Below are 17,434 nucleotides of genomic sequence, written 5' to 3'. Positions count from 1 at the left end.
CTGTGCACACAAAGGCATCGCTCGCGATGCCTTTTTTTTGACGAAATTTTGCTTTCCCGGAGACACCCATGAGCTACACCGCCCCCGTCAAGGACATGCTGTTCGCCATCGAGCACCTGGCCCACATTGAACAGATCGCGCAGATTCCCGGCTTTGAAGATGCCGGACTCGACACGGCCTCTGCCGTGCTGGAAGAGTGCGCCAAGTTCAATGAGGGCGTGCTGGCTCCGCTCAACTGGGAAGGCGACAAGAACCCATCGAGCTGGAAAGACGGCGTGGTCACGACCACTCCAGGCTTCAAGGAGGCCTTCCGCCAGTACGCCGACGGCGGCTGGCAAGGCCTGCAGCACCCTGCCGACTTCGGCGGCCAGGGCCTGCCCAAGACGATTGGCGCCGCCTGCATCGAGATGACCAACAGCGCCAACATGAGCTTCGCGCTGTGCCCGCTACTGACGGATGGCGCCATCGAGGCCCTGCTGACAGCAGGCAGCGATGAGCTCAAGGCCACCTATCTGGAGAAGCTGGTGACCGGCCAATGGACCGGCACCATGAACCTGACCGAACCTCAGGCGGGCTCGGACCTGGCCCTGGTGCGCACCCGCGCCGAGCCGCAGCCGGATGGCACTTACAAGATCTTCGGCACCAAGATCTTCATCACCTACGGTGAGCACGACATGGCCGAAAACATCGTGCACCTGGTGCTGGCCCGCGTGCAAGGCGCGCCCGAGGGCGTGAAGGGCATCAGCCTGTTCGTGGTGCCCAAGTTCATGGTCAACAAGGATGGCACGCTGGGTGCACGCAACGACGCGCACTGCGTGAGCATCGAGCACAAGCTGGGTATCAAGGCATCGCCCACGGCCGTGCTGCAGTTTGGCGACCACGGCGGTGCCGTGGGCTACCTGGTGGGCGAAGAAAACCGTGGCCTCGAATACATGTTCATCATGATGAACGCGGCCCGCTACGCCGTGGGCATGCAGGGCATTGCGATCTCCGAGCGCGCTTACCAAAAAGCCGTGCAGTACGCCAAAGACCGCGTGCAAAGCCGCCCTGTGGACGGCAGCATTGCCGCCAGCGCGCCCATCATCCATCACCCTGATGTGAAGCGCATGCTGATGACGATGCGCGCCACCGTCGAGGGCTGCCGCGCCATGGCCACCGTGGCGGCGGCGGCGTTTGACGCCGCCCACCACCACCCCGATGCCGACACGCGCAAGCAGAACCAGGCGTTCTACGAATTCATGGTGCCGCTGGTCAAGGGCTACAGCACCGAGACCAGCCTGGAGGTGACCAGCCTGGGCGTGCAGGTGCACGGCGGCATGGGTTTCATTGAAGAAACTGGCGCGGCCCAGTACTACCGCGACGCCAAGATCCTGACCATCTACGAAGGCACTACCGCCATTCAGGCCAACGACCTCGTGGGCCGCAAGACAGCCCGCGATGGCGGCCAGGTGGCCAAGGGCATTGCTGCGCAGATCGAGAAGACCGAGGCCGATCTGCTGGCCAGCGGCACCCCTGCCGCGCTGGCCGTGGCCAAACGCCTCACGGCGGCGCGCAAGGCGCTGCTCGACGTGATCGACTTCGTGGCCGGTGGCACCAAGGCCCAGCCCAACGCCGTGTTTGCAGGTAGCGTGCCTTACCTGATGCTGGCAGGCAATGTGGTGGCTGGCTGGCAGCTGGCTCGCAGCCTGCTGGTGGCGCAAGACCTGTTGCAAAAGGGACAGGACGAAGCCTTCATGCGCGCAAAAATCACCACGGCCCAGTTCTACGCCGACCACATCCTGGTGAAGGCCCCCGGCCTGCGCGACAGCATTGTGGAAGGCGCAGCCAGCGTGACCGAGCTGGCGCTGGAAGCCTTCTGAAGGACTGGCGTGCTGTGAGGAGACGGGCCACCTGCAGGGCAGGGGCCTTGATATAAAAATGATAGCTACGGGCGCATGATTCACTAGCGCGTCCGGCCTATTCCATCCCTATTCTTGTTCTGGAAGTTGTAGCCATGTCCAAACTGCCTCCCGTGTTGCAAAACCTGTCGCTGCCCGTCATCGGGTCGCCGCTGTTCATCATCAGCAACCCCAAGCTCGTGATCGAGCAGTGCAAGGCCGGTGTGGTGGGCTCCATGCCTGCCCTGAACGCCCGCCCCGCAGAGCTGCTGGACGAATGGCTGGCCGAGATCACAGAAACCTTGGCGGCCTACAACAAGGCCAACCCCGACAAGCCTGCCGCGCCCTTCGCCATCAACCAGATCGTGCACAAGAGCAACGACCGCCTGGAGCACGACATGCAGGTCTGCGCCAAGTACAAGGTGCCGATCATCATCACCAGCCTGGGCGCGCGCGAGGATGTGAACCAGGCCGTACATGCCTGGGGTGGCGTGGTGCTGCACGACATCATCAACAACAAGTTCGCGCACAAGGCGATCGAAAAGGGCGCTGACGGCCTGATCGCCGTGGCGGCCGGTGCCGGTGGCCACGCTGGCACCAAGAGCCCGTTTGCGCTGATCCAGGAAATCCGTCAGTGGTTTGACGGCCCCGTGGCGCTCAGCGGATCCATCGCCTCCGGCGGCGCCGTGCTGGCTGCACAGGCCATGGGGGCGGACTTTGGCTACATCGGTTCGGCCTTCATCGCCACGCACGAGGCGCGTGCCAGTGAGGCCTACAAGCAGGCCATCGTGGACAGCAACTCTGACGACATCGTCTACAGCAACCTTTTCACCGGTGTGCACGGCAACTACCTGGCGCCGTCGATCCGTGCGGCGGGCATGGACCCCGATAACCTTCCCGAGTCCGACCCCAGCAAGATGAACTTTGGCGGCGACGCCAAGAAGGCCTGGAAGGACATCTGGGGCTGCGGCCAGGGCATTGGCGCCATCAACGCCGTGACCAGCACGGCCGAGCTGGTGGCCCGCCTGCGCAGCGAGTACGAGGCCGCCCGCGCACGCCTGAAGCTGTGATGCGCTTCTGCCCGGCGCGGCGCGGTGCCGCGGCCGGACTACCCGCTGATCTGCAGCTCTGGTAGACAGCGCTTTCCACCCCCTTTCTCCCTTTCGCCCGCCTTGTGCATCTGCACAGGGCGGGCGAAACGCTTTTGGGCACAGGCACAAGGGCAAACCCCCATCAATACTTTGGGATGCTGCCGCGAAAATGGTGATGTTTAGTAACTAATTACCGATGACTGTGCAGCGCTGGGAATGGCTGCCAACGGTGCTGCCGATGCCGTCCCGATGGGGTGACTTGCACGGCTGACACCGGTGTTGTCGACAAAGGAGGGAAACGTTTTGCGCAATTTCATGATGCTGCTGCTGGTGGCACTGGGTATGGCGGGAGCGGTCCACGCCCGCAATGAGGGGGTGACCGACACCGAAATCCACCTGGGTGCATCGGTCGTGCTTTCCGGGCCCCTGGGGCCGCAGACGGTGCAGTACACCGAAGGCTCGCGGCTGCTGTTCGAGTCCGTCAACGCCAAGGGTGGGGTGCACGGCCGCCAGATCCGCTACACCACGCTGGACGACGGCTTTGACGCCCAGAAGGCCGTGGCCAACACGCGCCAGCTGCTCGAAGCCGCCAAGGTCTTCATGATCTACCACAGCACGGGCACGGCGCAGACCGCCGCGATCCTGCCCCTCATCAATGAACACCGCACCTTGCTGTTCGGACCTGTCACGGGCGCCTCGGCGCTGCGCGAAACGTTTAACCCCCTGGTATTTCATGTGCGTGCGGGCTATGAGAGCGAAGCCCAGAAGATCGTCTCCCAGCTTCAGCGCCAGGGCATCACCCGCGTTGCGGTCCTGTATCTGGACGATGGCCTGGGCAAGGCTCTGGTGGCGGAGCTGCGCAAGGCGTCACAGGCACTTCAGCTGCCCTTCATGGCCGAGTTCAAGCTCGATCCGCAGAAGCCGGACTTCGCTGCGGCAGCGGCGGCCACGGAGAAAGCCCAGCCACAGGCAGTGATCATGGCCACCGGGGGCGCTTCCTTCACGAATTACATCAAGGAGGTGCAGGCCACCAGCGCTCGGCCCGCCTATTACGGTTTCTCGGTCATGAGCCTGGACGTGATCAACCGCGAGCTCAAGGAAAAGGCGCGCGGCATCATCCTGGCGCAGATCATGCCGTCGCTGCGCAACACCACCATCCCGGTGGTCGCAGACTACATCAACCTGCTGCGTGCCAAATCACCTGGCGCTCAGCCGTCGGCAGCGCAGTTCGATGGGTTCGTGCATGCTCGACTGCTGGTCGAGGGGCTGCGCCGCACGGGGCGCAACCTGACCACCGAGAGCTTCATCAAGGCCATGGAAGAAGCGGGCGATATCTCGTTCGGCCGCTTCAACGTGAAGTACTCTCCCAAGACCCGCAATGGTTCCACGTACGTGGAACTGGCCATTGTGGATGCAGAGGGTAGCCTGCGCTATTGAGGGCCCCTCGGGCCGGACAGAGCGGGGTGATTTGCGGGTCTGCCAACCCGTGCTTGTGAGGAGCGAACCGGGCGGGACAGCAGGGCCGTGCAAAAAATCCGGTAACCGAGGACAATAGGAGGCTTTGTTACTCCATCTCTGGGTTCGTTCGTCTCGCGGCCATGCACGGCAGACAACGCGGTAGGGGATGGATCAGGATGTCTGGCGGCGCTCCGTCTGCTGGAGTTCACAAACACACCCTATGTCCTCGCCCACATCCCGCACACCTTTGATCGACATGATCAAGGGCACGGCTTGCGCCACCATCGTGTGGCACCACTTGGCCTTCTATGGTCCGATGTCCGACATTGCCCACCCTTTGGCTCCAGCCCTCATGGCCTGGCTGTACGACTACGGGCGCATGGCGGTGCAGGTGTTTCTGGTGTTGGGCGGGTATCTGGCTGCTGCGAGTCTTGCGCCCCAGGGCGTTGCCCGCTTTGAACATGCTGGTACCGCTATTGCCAAGCGTTTTGTGCGCTTGGTAGTGCCTTACGCCGTGGCGCTGGTGCTGGCGGTGCTGGTGTCTGCCCTGGTTCGGCCTTGGATGGACCACCACTCCGTGCCCGACCAGCCCACTTTCTCGCAGCTGCTGGCGAACGCATTGCTGCTGCAGGACATTGTGGGTGCAGGTGCGTTGTCGGCCGGCGTTTGGTACGTGGCCATCGATTTCCAGCTCTTTGCCCTGACCGTGCTCATGCTCGCCGGGGTGCGTGCGCTGCCAGTGCCCCAGTTACGGCACCAGGCGGCGGCCGTATCGCAAGGATTGGTGTTGCTGATGGCGGGCGCCTCATTGTGGCTGTTCAACCGCATGGCGGGGCTGGACATGTGGGCGCTGTACTTTTTTGGTGCTTACGGCCTCGGCATGCTGGCCTACTGGGCGACCCGCGCCCCCCAGGCGCAGGGGTGGATGACGATGATGGCCTTGTTGGCGGGCGTGGCACTGGCTGTGGACTTCCGCGCGCGCATTGCCGTGGCCGCAGTCACGGCGCTGTGCCTGGCGGTGGCCATGCGCTCCGATCGCGTGCGCAGTTTTGCCGGCGTATCACCGATCGTCCAGCTCGGTCAGATGTCGTATTCAGTCTTCCTGGTGCACTTTGCTGTGTGCTTGCTGGTCAACGCGGTGGTCTGCCACCTCTGGCCCACTTCGCCCGTGTTGAACGCCTTGGGCATGCTGCTGGCCTTCGCACTGTCGCTGGCCGCCGGCCGCCTCCTGTATCTGCGGGTGGAGCGCCACGTTCCATCGTGGTCCACGGCGCTGCGCTGGCAGCTGGGTCTGGTAGGGGCGGGCATGCTGGTGGTCATTACCAGCAACTGGGCGTAGCCTTTGGTTGAAACCGCCTGGGCGAGTTGGTGGGTCCGCTTTTTTTGAGCATGGCCCGCCCTTTCGCCGGGTGCAGCGCTATCGCAAAAGCTTGCGCTCCCGGCGCTTGCGCTGTTTGTCCAGAAACCATGCCATGAGGGGCAGTAGCAGCATCGAACCCGGGATCACCCAGATGAAAAGGTAAGGGCTGACCGAAGAGGCGGACCGCATGACATCCCGCAGGTGGGCACGCTCCTCTGCACTCCAGGTGCCCTGTCGGCGCTGCTGCACCAGCCAGACCACTGAGCCTTTCATCGTGGCCAGCTCGCGGCGCAGGCGGCTCTTTTCTCTACTGTTGCCTGCCAGAAACGAACAAAACCATTCGGGAGCCTTTTCCATCCGACGCTGGAATGCCAGGGTGGAGTCTGGGTCAAAAGTGTCGGTTGGGGTGGGGGCTTTAGGCCCGTGCTGTTCGCTCATCGGAAACGCCAAGCTCTAGAACGAGGCACCGAAAAAGTGTGAATTGGCCGGTGAAAACGGCAGAAAAACCCACACGTCCTTACTTGCCCCAACAGTCAGCGTTATATCCAGCTTCTCCGGATGTTTTTCCAGCGGCCCCACGGAGGCCGCTATTTGTCAATGTATACGTTCCGCACTTATCGCTGGCCTGGGCACTGCCCGACTTTGGAGTGGCAGTCAGCGTGTAAGAGGTGGCCGTATTGCTGGCAGCCAGTGCAATTGTGTACCGCTTGCTGCTGTCTGTTGACCACGTGAGTGACGTCGGCAGTGAAGCTGTGGGATAAGTGCCGGTCGCTGTCGCCGCTCGTTCAAGCCACTGCTGCGTCTGTAGCAGGCCTGCCCGAGCTTCAGCCCGGTGACCTCTCCGTACATATTCCTGATAGCTTGGGTAGGCTACGGCCGAGAGAATACTCACCACAGCAACCACAATCATCAATTCAATCAGCGTGAATCCGCGGACTTTATGCAGCGATGTTCTTAGGTACATATAACCTCTGATAGGACCTGTGCTCATTATTTCAATTGTCGCCAGTTGGGGCGAACCAGCAACGAGGGATAAATTTTAAGTGCATCGGTTTTGCCGTCATTGCCCTTGCGAATTTGTTTCTTTCCTGTGGTGAACCTGAGTTCTTTTCCGGACGCTGACATACGTGCGTAATTCTTGGTCCCGCTCATATCGGAGGCGTTGTAGAGGCCGTCACCATTCACATCCATGATCGTCAAAGGAGCTGGCACACCAGTTGCGATGTTGACTAAAGTGCGATAGGTCTTCGATGCGCTGGGTTGGGGGGCGCAGACTTCATTACCGCTGGCAGTAGCACTACCAGTAGCAGGCTTCTCGCTAATGATCTCGAGTGTATTGCCGCCGTTGAAGAAGGTTGGGCTGGTCGTGACACGCTCGCCAGATACTGGTAAGTCCAGATACCACCCCTGTTTGACGGAGCAGGAAGTATCGGTGGGTTTGCATGTGTACGTTACCTCCTGAGTTGTTAGAGTCCAGAACGAACGCCCCGTGCTTACACCACTACCTGCAGTCCCCAGCCCTGTGCCTGCGGTCGTATTGTCGGCACCGTTGTCCACTACTTCAGCCTGCAGCACGCTACGCCCGCTCACGGTTGCTGGGGTGGGGTTTGATGACTTTATCGCGACTTTACCTGCGTTGGCTCCAGTAGTTTCGATTTGATAACGTGTGTTGTCCAGAATGGAATAAAACGATTGGACGGAGGTGTCCGTGCGATCGCCCTCTGTCAGATTTTGACCGGTCCCAAAAGCTACCATCAGGCCTCCCACTGTCCGATTGGCGCGAAGAACGGGTGGAGTCGTAATAGGTTGCCGATTAGTTGATCCGCCAGATGTATATGAGGCAGTAAACAACGGGCTACCACCAAATGCTACGCCCCATTGCGAAGCATCCACTTTGGAAATATCGAATTTCCACATGTTGCCTCGCAGGTCGCCCGCATACACAAAATCCGGAGACCCGTCACCGTTGACGTCCAAGAATTCTGGTGTTGAAAGTCCATTGCCAACGGCCTCAGCACCCGTCGTTGCGGCGGGTATGGTAAAAAGTGACTGATTGCCATCTAGGTACTGAATAAGCAAAACAGGTCGCTCATTTGTACTGTTGTATCCATTGCCGGTTACATAAGCCCACCGACCGTTGTTTAGTCGTGCTATTTGCTTGGAAAGTTGCTGGTTGCTCTCAGAGACTACGGGTGGCCCAAAAATGTGACCTATATCCGCATGGGAGTTGGCATCGGCTGGTTTGGAGGGAGGGACAGCATCACTGATAGGTGCAGCAGTTTTATCCATCACCACCAACGAAGCGGCATTGGACTCCGTAAAGTTGGTGGCTGGAGCCGGTACGGACGACGAGGCGTCAAGGGGGCCGGGCTTAGTCACATCCAGCACAAAGAAACCGCGCCCACCGGCGCCCAAGGTTCCGACCAAATAAGTGCGCCAATCTGGCGTGGAAGTATCACCAATATTGATGTCACCGGATTGCGGTGATCCGTCCACATAGTATCGGTGTTCATAATTGGTGTTTGTAAGTGCGGAAAGGTTCTGAACCACTCCATGAGGCACGTACGCGATTTTTTCTGTGCCATCTTTCGCGGAGAATCCGTGTAACATGCCATCATTACCACCAACGTAAAGCATGGGTAATCGTCCGCGATTATTTGCGGCAAACGTGGTGTAGGAGCTAGTGGAGTATCCACTAGAAGGCGCGCCCACATACCATATCGCTGAATTTACAATATCGCCCTGGCGATTTTTTCTATTTCTGAATGTTGCTGTGGTATTCGCAAGGGAGTAGTTTGCCGCCTCTTTGGATTGATCGCCGCGGATGAAATTAACGCGATCTTCTCCTCTGCCGTCACCAGCGATTGTCGCGGCAGTGCCGACAGTTCCATTGTTAAGCCACATCTGTTGTGAGGCCGTGCTCGTCGAACTGCTCAGATTTGACCATTTGAAGGAAATGCCTGTCGAAGTCGGTTGCTTGTAGGAAAGCACCAAACGTGTACTGGTGTTAACAGTAGCTAGCTTGTCGGCCGTGGACAATCCCTTCGTCGTACTCCCGCCCACCAATCCCCAGTCAGGGTTGGGAGTGAAATTGCCAGAAGTGTCGATGGAGTTCGAAGTTACGTAACCGTACCAGCGGTTATCGTTGGAGTTTCCATCATCTGCGGCGATATAACTGGTTTGGAAAGACTGGGTGCCAACACGGCTGACGGATCCCGAAGCAGATGTAAAACCAGAAATTGGTGCAGTCGTGTCGACAACGATGTCGTCGAAAATGTCTGCGAAGACGGAAGTCAAATCGCCCGTGACAGGGTAATATTTGCCACGGCTATTGATTGCCATGTGCCACATTTCCTGTGGGCGAAAGTCGTCATAGTCAGAATCAGCATTGGCAGATGTGACGTCGTCCCATTTGGTGCTGCCTGCGGCTAAGCTGGCAAAGCCGGAGTCATACATGCCAAAAATGCCGCCAGTCCATTGCGGAGATGTGGACGAATTTTCGCAGGTGGTTTTGCTCGAGCCTGTGTAGTTTGAGCAAGCTTCTCCATTGTAGGTGGACGATGATGCGCCACCAATTTTTCTCATATTACTCGCGGTCGATCCATATCCAATTGTATATTGGACTAGATGCTGCCATTCTGCAGGATCATTCTTTGGATTCCAATATTCATTTAATGTGACTGAATTTGAACCGCTCGTAAAAGTTTCATTTCCAGATTTTCTTATTTTTGGGATGACCTCGTTGCTGATCCCTGGCTGTAGATCGGTCGCCCAGAAGTAAAAACCAATGTCTGCCAGGCTAGGATAGGCATAGTAAGTATGGGTATATCTTGTGCTACCTCCAGAGCCACTACTTGTCCGAGTAGTAACAATTCGGTCTCCATATCCGTCCCGGTATATTCTCGTTTGATCGACTGTCGGATCAGCCGTAGGGGTGATTGAGTAGGACTTCACACCGTATGGGGAGGCTGGATGCGAAGATGTCGCGGGTGCAGGTGTTGGCAATGCGGCTATCGATTTGCCGTCGAAATTTCGAACGGGAACATCTGCTGGATTTGAAAGGGTAGGTGCTGTGCTGCTTGTTGTATTGCTCACTGTGCCAAGCAGCATATCGGACTTAAATGAGGTACCGGTTAGTCCGCTATCCGTGTACTTAAAGTTCCAACCACCGTCAGTTAAGAAAATATGATAGGCGCGGCGGCAGCTGATCGGTGAGCTGTCTGCAGTACCTGGAGTGGCATTCCAAGGGCTGTCTGCCCCAGTTGTCTGCATATATTTTCCTGCACTCCAAGCCAACACTTGAGATGGCGTGGTGCCTGACGCTGAAAGTTGTCCAAGCCAAGTGTCAAAAGCCGTCTTCTTTGCACCAGAAAATTTTCCCATTGCATTGTCATTGGAGCAGCCACCAGAACTCGATGGAATGCCCTTGCACGCAAATGATTGCCACGCCAGCCGAAATTGGTCGTCATATTTGGTGGTATTGATAAGAACAGATCTCAACCCTTCTTGTACGTGCTGAATCCGAGTTTTAACGCCGTCGTCTTTTGTGCCCATACTTCCCGAGGTGTCAATGGACATGATGACATTCGGTATAGGGGCTTTGTAGGCTGTTCCTGCTGGATACTGCACCAAGGGTATTTGAGCGGAAAAAGCAGGCAGAGGATTCCAAATTGTTGCTATGAGGATAGCAAGCAGTTTGAGTTGAGGGTGTGATGCTGTGCGCATGGCTGGACTCCGATTGTTGTGGTTCAGCTGTGTACTATGAGACTATTTGGAATTGTTCGGGTCCTGAAGCGAGAGTGTGGACTGTAATACGACCTCACTCCCCGGCTTGTTGCCCCGTGCAATTGCAGTGATGCGATAGACAAATAATTTTGTGCGCATCGGCGCAAACCTTTCCACATTGGATCCAGGAGGCATGCCAGAAAGTAATGACAACCCGTCGGGATCAATATATGGCATTATTTCTACCCAGTACCAAGCCCCTTTACCTGATGCAGTTTCAGCCAATATCGGATTTGCAGTGGCCGCTGCGCTTGCGCCGGTAAACTGACCGTAACGCGCGCCTACATTGGCTGCTGTCATCGCGGTCATTTTGGTGCTGTCGTTCCAGAAATCTTGCGGATCGGGGCGCTTTTGACAAATACCCTTGTAGCAAAGTGTTCCGTTAGGGCTCAAGCTTTGCACTGTGGAGAGCATATTGCCCAAATCCTTGGTTTCAAAATCGAAGTAGACGTCTGCGCCTGCCGTGGCCGGTGTCGCAGGAGTCGCACCACTGGCTGGAATCGCTGGCGACGGAGGCGGGCGGCACAAATCACTGTTCCCGGCTGTTCGGGCACAAGCACTTCCATCCGGTTGCAGCCCTCGGATATCAAACTCGGCGTCCTGGATCATCGCCTGCGCCGCTTCGAAAGTTCGACGATAGTCGGCGTCATTTCCTACAAGAATCTCGTTAAAAAGTGCGCTTCTCGCCGCCCATAGGGCCAGCAGCATCGACAAAAGCACGAAAACGATCACCACATAAAGTGCCATGCCACGTTGGCCACTAGGCCGGCGACAGTGGGTGGATGTGTATGCGACTTTCATGATGGGATTCGCTGTAAATCGGTCGGACTTCATCAAATCTGTCCCTGACTGCGGATTTGGTAAATGTTGCGAAAGACCATCTTGAGGCGGTCACCATAGGAGGTGGATGTGCCGCTGCAATTGGTATAAGTCGCTCCTGCCGTAGGGGCAGGTTCAGTGCCAGTGAGTTCAAGGCACACCTCTACTGCATAAACATTGGTCCAAGTGGCGGTAGCGCTGGCTGCATTGGCGATAACGCCCGAAGCTGCTAGGTATTGCAAATTGGTGGTGTTGGGCGCCTGCTGGACGTATCGCACTTGGAAGTCAGTGAGGTTGCCAATAATCGGCTGACTCACTCCGCCCGCTCCAACGCATTCCAGCTCTTTAGTGCTGGCGTTGCGTTGAAATTTACTGCTCAGTATCGGCGTAGCGCCCACGCTACCGCTGGCGGCCAGTGCCGGGTTCTGTCCAAGGCAGTCCCTAAGCAACGAGGATAGGATGGGAGTGGACGCAGGCGCAGGGGGCGTCACTGTCTCGGTGTAGTTCTGGTAGCCGACCGTAAAACTAGGTGTGGTGTCCGCAACGAGTGTGCTTGAGGCGCGGCTGAAAGGAGGGCGGGTGCCTGTGGGATCCGGTGGATCAAAGGCCACTGCAGTCATGGCCGCCACCGCGTCTGAGGCTGCGGGTGCTATGCTCGGAGTGAGGCTTAACTCCAAGCTCCCGGCTTGTCTAATTTGCTGGCCAATGACCCGGAATGCATAGGAGGCTTGCTGTTGTAATGAGGTTGCTTCCGACACGGTTCCAGAAATCCCGCGAGAGGCCATGAGTGCACCCAGAGCAACGGCCACAACCATCAAGCCGATGGCGATACCCACCATGAGTTCGACGAGCGTTACACCGTGCTGCCGCGCCTTGGACCGAGGAGCAAATGTGGAAAGTGCGGAGTAGTACTTCATTGGCGGGGATTCAATTGGGGCAATACAAAGTGCCCGCCTCAGGCGTGCAACGCTGGGTCGGCTGTACATATTGAATATGGCATGTGTAACCGCTGGGGCAGCTAATAGCAGCGCCCGTCGAGTCAGTTCCAGAAACGGCGAGTGGAGCATTTAATGCCGTCAGATCTGACGTTGAAAAACTTTGGCCGTTCTGGTTGTAGCGGGTCTCATTCCATCCGATCAGTACTCCCAATTGACGGGAGGCTCCCTGCGGAATGAATACGGCGGTTTTGGCTCCAGGAAGCGTACTGTCAACTCTGAGGCGCCACTGCCGAAGATCGCAGGCTGCTAGGTCAGCTGTGTTGCAGGCAGCAGCAGTGCAGCAGTCGCTTGTGTTTGTAGGGAGTGGGTCGGTGAGAGCAACTTGATAGCTTGCCAAGTTATTGAGCGCATCAGGACTATTGACCAAACGCTCCCCAATATCCTCGATTAGTCGAATGGCCTGGCCTCGGCGGACCCCCGCTTGGGTATCCGTGAGCGTGCGCATTTGAACTCCAAGAATTCCCAGAATACCAAGTGTCATTACAACGATAGCGACCAAGGCTTCGATCAAGCTGAAGCCAGTCTGATTTTTCGCCGGTCGCACTAATTTTTTCAGTTGGAGCATGGAACGTCCTCGATAACTCTGATTCGACCACCTGCTGCCATGCATATGCCTCGAGTGGCGGATGATGAAATGCCTGTTGATGCTGGTGAAATGATGAATCCTTTGGCATTCAGGCCACTCATCTTTCCAAAGCGATCTACATTAATATTAGTGCCACCTGACTTGTGAATGACGTCAATGTTGGTCGGCGTTGCGATGGTTTGTAAAATCTCTTCGCCAGATTTGTATTTTCCATTGCCATCACTGTCGACGAAGACAATCCAGCCACAACCCCACTCTTGGTTAGTGCTTGCCAGCTGACAGCCATGAGCGACATTCGATAATTTCTGAATTCCAATCTTGCCGCCGCGCTTTATGGCTTCTGATCGTGCAAAATAAAATGTATCAATCAGGGACTGGGTTGTATTGCGCACTCGCCAACGATCAATAATAGTTGTGAACTGTGGACCAACTAGAGCGGTCAAAACTCCTAAAATAGTTATCACAACCATGAGTTCAATGGTGGTGAAGCCGCGTAAACTAAGATAGTAGTCGCGTACTAGCACGAATCACTACCCTTTTTCAGGATGATGCGGCCTCCGGTGCCTGCACATAATCTACTCGCATTCGTGGAGCTTGCGCCCATGCCTTTGGGCGTGATTAAAAAATTCATGGTAGTTGGCGCAGTGGCATTAATGGAATCTGCCAGCATTCCCCATCGATCTATGGCAATAATTCCGGTACTTCCGGTCAATGTGATGCTGGTATTGGGAGGGGGGGTGTTGATTTTAATATTGCACTCGTTGGGCGTATTTGCAGTATTACAGGTATCTTGACTCCCATTATTGTTTGCGTCATAGAACACGCGCCATCCACAACTCCAATCAGTATTTCCTGAGGATGTGCAGCCACTATCGCTTGTATTTCTCGCAATAATGACGCTGCCCCCTAGCCGGATCGCCTCAGAGCGCGCGAAATACAGTGCTGTTGAAAGATTCTCGGCCGCATCCCGAACTCTCCACCGTTCGATAATCGGCGTAAAACTGGGGGCTGCAAGAGCAGCCAACACAGCAAGGATGGCCACCGTCACCATCAGTTCGATAGCTGTAAACCCACGGGCACTGGCGGGCGACGAAGATGAGGTGGAAAGCATGGTCATATGGTAGGTAGAAGGGGGGAGGGGCGTTTGGCACCCTAGATGAGTGGTACACGTTACACGATGATCGGTATCAGCATGTACTCAAAGAATCGTCTCGCTATTTCATAGCCTGTGCGATCTCCATACGAAATTCGTTGATGTTAGTCAATCCCCTCGGTCTGTGATGTCTTGAAATCTGACGCGCTGTACCTCAAGTTCAGTGCAATTCGGAGGACATAGATCATGCGTCTCGACAAATTCACCACCAAGTTTCAGGAAGCCCTGAGCGACGCCCAGAGCATTGCGCTGGGCAATGACCACGCCTATATCGAGCCCGTGCATGTGCTGCAGGCCATGCTGCAACAGGAAGACGGCCCCAAGGCGTTGCTGCAACGTGCAGGCGCCAATGTGCCCGGGCTGCTGGCGGCGGCTGAAGCCGCCGTCAAGCGGCTGCCTCAGGTGCAAGGCAACGACCAGGTACAGGGCGGGCCCGAGTTGGGCCGTGTTCTGCAAGCCACTGAGAAAGAAGCCATCAAGCGCGGTGACCAGTTCATTGCCAGTGAGCTGTTTCTGCTGGCTGTGATCGACAGCAAGGGCGATGCCGCCAAGATTGCCAAGGACAACGGCCTCACGCGCAAGAGCCTGGAGGCTGCAATTGAAGCTGTGCGCGGCGGCCAGAAGATGGATAGCGCCGAGGCCGAGGGCCAGCGCGGTGCCTTGGCCAAATACTGTCTGGACCTGACCGAGCGCGCTCGCATGGGCAAGCTGGACCCGGTGATTGGCCGTGACGACGAGATTCGTCGCGCCATTCAGGTGCTGCAGCGGCGTACCAAGAACAACCCCGTGCTGATCGGTGAGCCCGGTGTGGGCAAGACCGCTATCGTTGAGGGCTTGGCCCAGCGCATCGTGGCGGGCGAGGTGCCCGAGAGCCTGAAGAACAAGCGCGTGCTCAGTCTCGACATGGCGGCGCTCCTCGCCGGTGCCAAGTACCGTGGCGAGTTTGAAGAGCGCCTGAAAAGTGTCCTCAACGAGCTGGCCAAGGATGAAGGCCAGACCATTGTCTTTATCGATGAGTTGCACACCATGGTGGGCGCCGGCAAGGGCGAGGGCGCGATGGATGCGGGCAACATGCTCAAGCCCGCGCTGGCGCGTGGCGAGCTGCACTGCGTGGGGGCCACCACCCTCGACGAATATCGCAAGTACATCGAAAAGGACGCGGCGCTGGAGCGTCGCTTCCAGAAAATCCTCGTGGGCGAACCCACCGTCGAGGCGACCATTGCCATCCTGCGCGGCCTGCAGGAGAAGTACGAGGTGCACCATGGCGTGGACATCACCGACCCGGCAATCGTCGCAGCGGCCGAGCTGAGCAATCGCTACATCACGGATCGCTTCTTGCCGGATAAGGCGATCGATCTGATCGACGAGGCTGCGTCCAAGATCAAGATCGAGATGGACTCCAAGCCTGAGGTGATGGACAAGCTCGACCGCCGCCTGATCCAGTTGCAGATCGAGCGCGAAGCCGTCCGCAAGGAAAAAGACGAGTCCTCTCAAAAGCGCTTTGCGCTGATCGAGGAAGAGATCACCCGGCTGCAAAAGGAAATCGCCGATTACGACGAGATCTGGCAGTCCGAAAAAGCCCAGGCACAGGGCAGTGCGCATGTGCGCGAGGCGATCGACAAGCTCAAGTTCCAGATCGAAGAGTTCACCCGCAAGGGCGACTTCAACAAGGTGGCCGAGCTGCAATACGGCAAGCTGCCCGAGCTGGAAAAGCAGCTCAAGGAAGCCCAGGCGCAAGAAGCTGGCAAGGACGGTGCGCCCGCCGCGCGCCGCCTGTTGCGCACACAAGTGGGCGCCGAGGAAATCGCTGAGGTGGTAAGCCGTGCCACGGGCATTCCGGTCGCCAAGATGATGCAGGGCGAGAAGGACAAGCTCTTGCAGATGGAAGCCAAGCTGCACGAACGTGTGGTGGGGCAAAACGAGGCGATTTCTGCGGTAGCCAATGCCATCCGTCGCTCGCGCTCGGGCCTGTCTGACCCCAACCGGCCCACGGGTTCGTTCCTGTTTTTGGGCCCCACGGGCGTGGGCAAGACCGAGCTGTGCAAGGCATTGGCCGGCTTCTTGTTCGACAGCGAGGAGCACCTGATCCGCATCGACATGAGCGAGTTCATGGAGAAGCATTCGGTGGCCCGCCTGATCGGCGCACCACCCGGTTATGTGGGCTATGAGGAGGGCGGCTACCTGACCGAAGCCGTGCGTCGCAAGCCCTACAGCGTGTTGCTGCTCGACGAGGTGGAAAAGGCCCATCCCGATGTCTTCAACGTGCTGCTGCAGGTGCTGGACGACGGCCGCCTGACGGATGGCCAGGGCCGCACCGTGGACTTCAAGAACACGGTGATCGTGATGACCAGCAACATCGGCTCGCACCTGATCCAGGCCATGGTGGGACAGGACTCGGACGACATCAAAGAAGCAGTGTGGGGCGAACTCAAAAACCACTTCCGGCCGGAGTTCCTGAACCGCATTGATGAGACCGTGGTGTTCCACGCACTGGATGCACAGCACATTGCCTCGATCGCCAAGATCCAACTGCAGCTGCTGCAATCCCGGTTGGCCAAGATGGATTTGGAATTGCAAGTGTCCGACGCTGCCTTGGCAGAATTGGCCAAGGTGGGGTTTGACCCGGTGTTCGGTGCGCGGCCGCTCAAGCGGGCGATTCAGCAGCGCATCGAGAACCCGCTGTCCAAGCTGTTGCTCGAAGGGCGATTCGCGCCCAAGAGTGTGATTCCGGTCACCGTGAACCCTGTGCTGGAGCCTGGTGTGTTCCAGTTCGGAGTGGCTCCGCAAGAGTGATGCGGGCCCGGGATGCGATTGCGGTGTGATTCGGCACCGCAATCGCATCCCAAGTTGTGAAGGAGAGGTGTCGTTTGAATGATTTTGTTGCGGGTGTCGTCAGCCTGCTGCTGCGTGTGATCGTGATCGCCATGGGGCTGGTCTTGTTTGCCAGCCTTTTGGTCGCGGCTATGTTGCTGGCGCTGGTGTGGGTGCTGCGTGCAGGTTGGGCCCGCCTGACCGGTCGGCCGGTGACGCCGTGGGTGATGGGTGTGGACCCGCGCACAGGCTTCAGCAAAGTCTTTCGGTCCACGGAGCGGTGGTCTGCGGGCCGCCGTGGCAGCAGGGCGCCGGAAGCTACCGGTGAGGACGCTGCAGCGTCGCGCCGGGGTGGCATCCTGCCAGGGTCGACGCAGGTCACAGACGTGGAAGCGCGCGAAGTCCGTTGATAGGGTGGTGGCGGCCGCTGCACTACGGTGGCAACCAGCTTCCTTTCGTCAGGGCCCATGGCACGGGCGCAAGCCAACGGGCATCA

14 protein-coding genes are annotated in these 17,434 nt (G+C 57.8%); 6 read left to right on the top strand and 8 right to left on the bottom strand.

What is annotated here, in order from left to right; genetic code table 11:
* Positions 1-68 precede the first annotated feature (68 nt).
* The 4 genes from ACOYR4_RS16610 to ACOYR4_RS16595 all read left to right on the top strand — a co-directional run bounded on the left by ACOYR4_RS16610 (position 69) and on the right by ACOYR4_RS16595 (position 5,765).
* The gene (locus ACOYR4_RS16610) at positions 69-1,859 is read left to right on the top strand and encodes an acyl-CoA dehydrogenase (protein WP_422847358.1); all 1,791 of its coding nucleotides are present in this window, start codon (positions 69-71) and stop codon (positions 1,857-1,859) included.
* Between the two features lie 134 nt (positions 1,860-1,993).
* The gene (locus ACOYR4_RS16605; RefSeq protein ID WP_422847357.1) at positions 1,994-2,947 is read left to right on the top strand and encodes an NAD(P)H-dependent flavin oxidoreductase; all 954 of its coding nucleotides are present in this window, start codon (positions 1,994-1,996) and stop codon (positions 2,945-2,947) included.
* 324 nt (positions 2,948-3,271) lie between these two features.
* The gene (locus ACOYR4_RS16600; RefSeq protein WP_422847356.1) at positions 3,272-4,405 is read left to right on the top strand and encodes an ABC transporter substrate-binding protein; all 1,134 of its coding nucleotides are present in this window, start codon (positions 3,272-3,274) and stop codon (positions 4,403-4,405) included.
* A 241-nt stretch (positions 4,406-4,646) separates the two neighbouring features.
* Positions 4,647-5,765, top strand: a complete 1,119-nt coding sequence (locus ACOYR4_RS16595; protein ID WP_422847355.1) for an acyltransferase family protein — start codon at positions 4,647-4,649, stop codon at positions 5,763-5,765.
* Positions 5,766-5,843: 78 nt separating this feature from the next.
* On the opposite strand, the gene ACOYR4_RS16590 is transcribed toward ACOYR4_RS16595, so the two are convergent.
* The 8 genes from ACOYR4_RS16590 to ACOYR4_RS16555 form a co-directional block, all read right to left on the bottom strand.
* Positions 5,844-6,224, bottom strand: a complete 381-nt coding sequence (locus ACOYR4_RS16590) for a hypothetical protein (RefSeq protein ID WP_422847354.1) — start codon at positions 6,222-6,224, stop codon at positions 5,844-5,846.
* A 79-nt stretch (positions 6,225-6,303) separates the two neighbouring features.
* Positions 6,304-6,750: a type IV pilin protein gene (locus tag ACOYR4_RS16585; RefSeq protein WP_422847353.1), complete on the bottom strand. Its 447-nt coding sequence runs from the start codon at positions 6,748-6,750 to the stop codon at positions 6,304-6,306.
* Between the two features lie 26 nt (positions 6,751-6,776).
* Positions 6,777-10,364, bottom strand: a complete 3,588-nt coding sequence (locus tag ACOYR4_RS16580; protein ID WP_422847352.1) for a pilus assembly protein — start codon at positions 10,362-10,364, stop codon at positions 6,777-6,779.
* 189 nt (positions 10,365-10,553) lie between these two features.
* A complete protein-coding gene (locus ACOYR4_RS16575; protein WP_422847351.1) occupies positions 10,554-11,318 on the bottom strand; it encodes a pilus assembly PilX family protein in 765 nt (254 codons plus the stop codon).
* 86 nt (positions 11,319-11,404) lie between these two features.
* Positions 11,405-12,307 carry a prepilin-type N-terminal cleavage/methylation domain-containing protein gene (locus tag ACOYR4_RS16570; protein ID WP_422847350.1) on the bottom strand — a complete coding sequence of 301 codons (903 nt, stop codon included), beginning with the start codon at positions 12,305-12,307 and terminating at the stop codon, positions 11,405-11,407.
* A gap of 10 nt (positions 12,308-12,317) precedes the next feature.
* Positions 12,318-12,953, bottom strand: coding sequence for a type IV pilus modification protein PilV (pilV, locus tag ACOYR4_RS16565; protein WP_422847349.1), 636 nt, complete (start codon positions 12,951-12,953; stop codon positions 12,318-12,320).
* Positions 12,941-13,498 (bottom strand): GspH/FimT family pseudopilin, encoded by a 558-nt coding sequence (locus tag ACOYR4_RS16560; RefSeq protein ID WP_422847348.1) that lies wholly within the window; start codon positions 13,496-13,498, stop codon positions 12,941-12,943. The genes pilV and ACOYR4_RS16560 overlap by 13 nt, the downstream gene beginning before the upstream one ends.
* Positions 13,492-14,085, bottom strand: coding sequence for a GspH/FimT family pseudopilin (locus tag ACOYR4_RS16555; protein WP_422847347.1), 594 nt, complete (start codon positions 14,083-14,085; stop codon positions 13,492-13,494). Before ACOYR4_RS16555 ends, ACOYR4_RS16560 begins: the two co-directional genes overlap by 7 nt.
* A 228-nt stretch (positions 14,086-14,313) precedes the next feature.
* Between ACOYR4_RS16555 and clpB the strand changes: the two genes are divergently transcribed.
* Together clpB and ACOYR4_RS16545 are read left to right on the top strand one after the other, a co-directional pair.
* A complete protein-coding gene (gene clpB / locus ACOYR4_RS16550) occupies positions 14,314-16,920 on the top strand; it encodes an ATP-dependent chaperone ClpB (RefSeq protein WP_422847346.1) in 2,607 nt (868 codons plus the stop codon).
* A gap of 74 nt (positions 16,921-16,994) precedes the next feature.
* Positions 16,995-17,348: a hypothetical protein gene (locus ACOYR4_RS16545; RefSeq protein ID WP_422847345.1), complete on the top strand. Its 354-nt coding sequence runs from the start codon at positions 16,995-16,997 to the stop codon at positions 17,346-17,348.
* Positions 17,349-17,434 lie beyond the last annotated feature (86 nt).

This window comes from Acidovorax sp. M14, from assembly GCF_049331375.1.
Lineage (GTDB): Bacteria > Pseudomonadota > Gammaproteobacteria > Burkholderiales > Burkholderiaceae_C > Acidovorax.
This window is presented reverse-complemented; position numbering and strand designations above follow the sequence as displayed.

Coding starts and splice junctions, on each gene's coding strand:
- ACOYR4_RS16580 (WP_422847352.1), bottom strand. CDS start 10,364: ATGTCCATTGACACCTCGGGAAGTATGGGCACAAAAGACGACGGCGTT.
- ACOYR4_RS16590 (WP_422847354.1), bottom strand. CDS start 6,224: ATGAGCGAACAGCACGGGCCTAAAGCCCCCACCCCAACCGACACTTTT.
- pilV (WP_422847349.1), bottom strand. CDS start 12,953: ATGCTCCAACTGAAAAAATTAGTGCGACCGGCGAAAAATCAGACTGGC.
- ACOYR4_RS16595 (WP_422847355.1), top strand. CDS start 4,647: ATGTCCTCGCCCACATCCCGCACACCTTTGATCGACATGATCAAGGGC.
- ACOYR4_RS16575 (WP_422847351.1), bottom strand. CDS start 11,318: ATGGCACTTTATGTGGTGATCGTTTTCGTGCTTTTGTCGATGCTGCTG.
- ACOYR4_RS16585 (WP_422847353.1), bottom strand. CDS start 6,750: ATGTACCTAAGAACATCGCTGCATAAAGTCCGCGGATTCACGCTGATT.
- ACOYR4_RS16610 (WP_422847358.1), top strand. CDS start 69: ATGAGCTACACCGCCCCCGTCAAGGACATGCTGTTCGCCATCGAGCAC.
- ACOYR4_RS16570 (WP_422847350.1), bottom strand. CDS start 12,307: ATGAAGTACTACTCCGCACTTTCCACATTTGCTCCTCGGTCCAAGGCG.
- ACOYR4_RS16605 (WP_422847357.1), top strand. CDS start 1,994: ATGTCCAAACTGCCTCCCGTGTTGCAAAACCTGTCGCTGCCCGTCATC.
- ACOYR4_RS16555 (WP_422847347.1), bottom strand. CDS start 14,085: ATGCTTTCCACCTCATCTTCGTCGCCCGCCAGTGCCCGTGGGTTTACA.
- clpB (WP_422847346.1), top strand. CDS start 14,314: ATGCGTCTCGACAAATTCACCACCAAGTTTCAGGAAGCCCTGAGCGAC.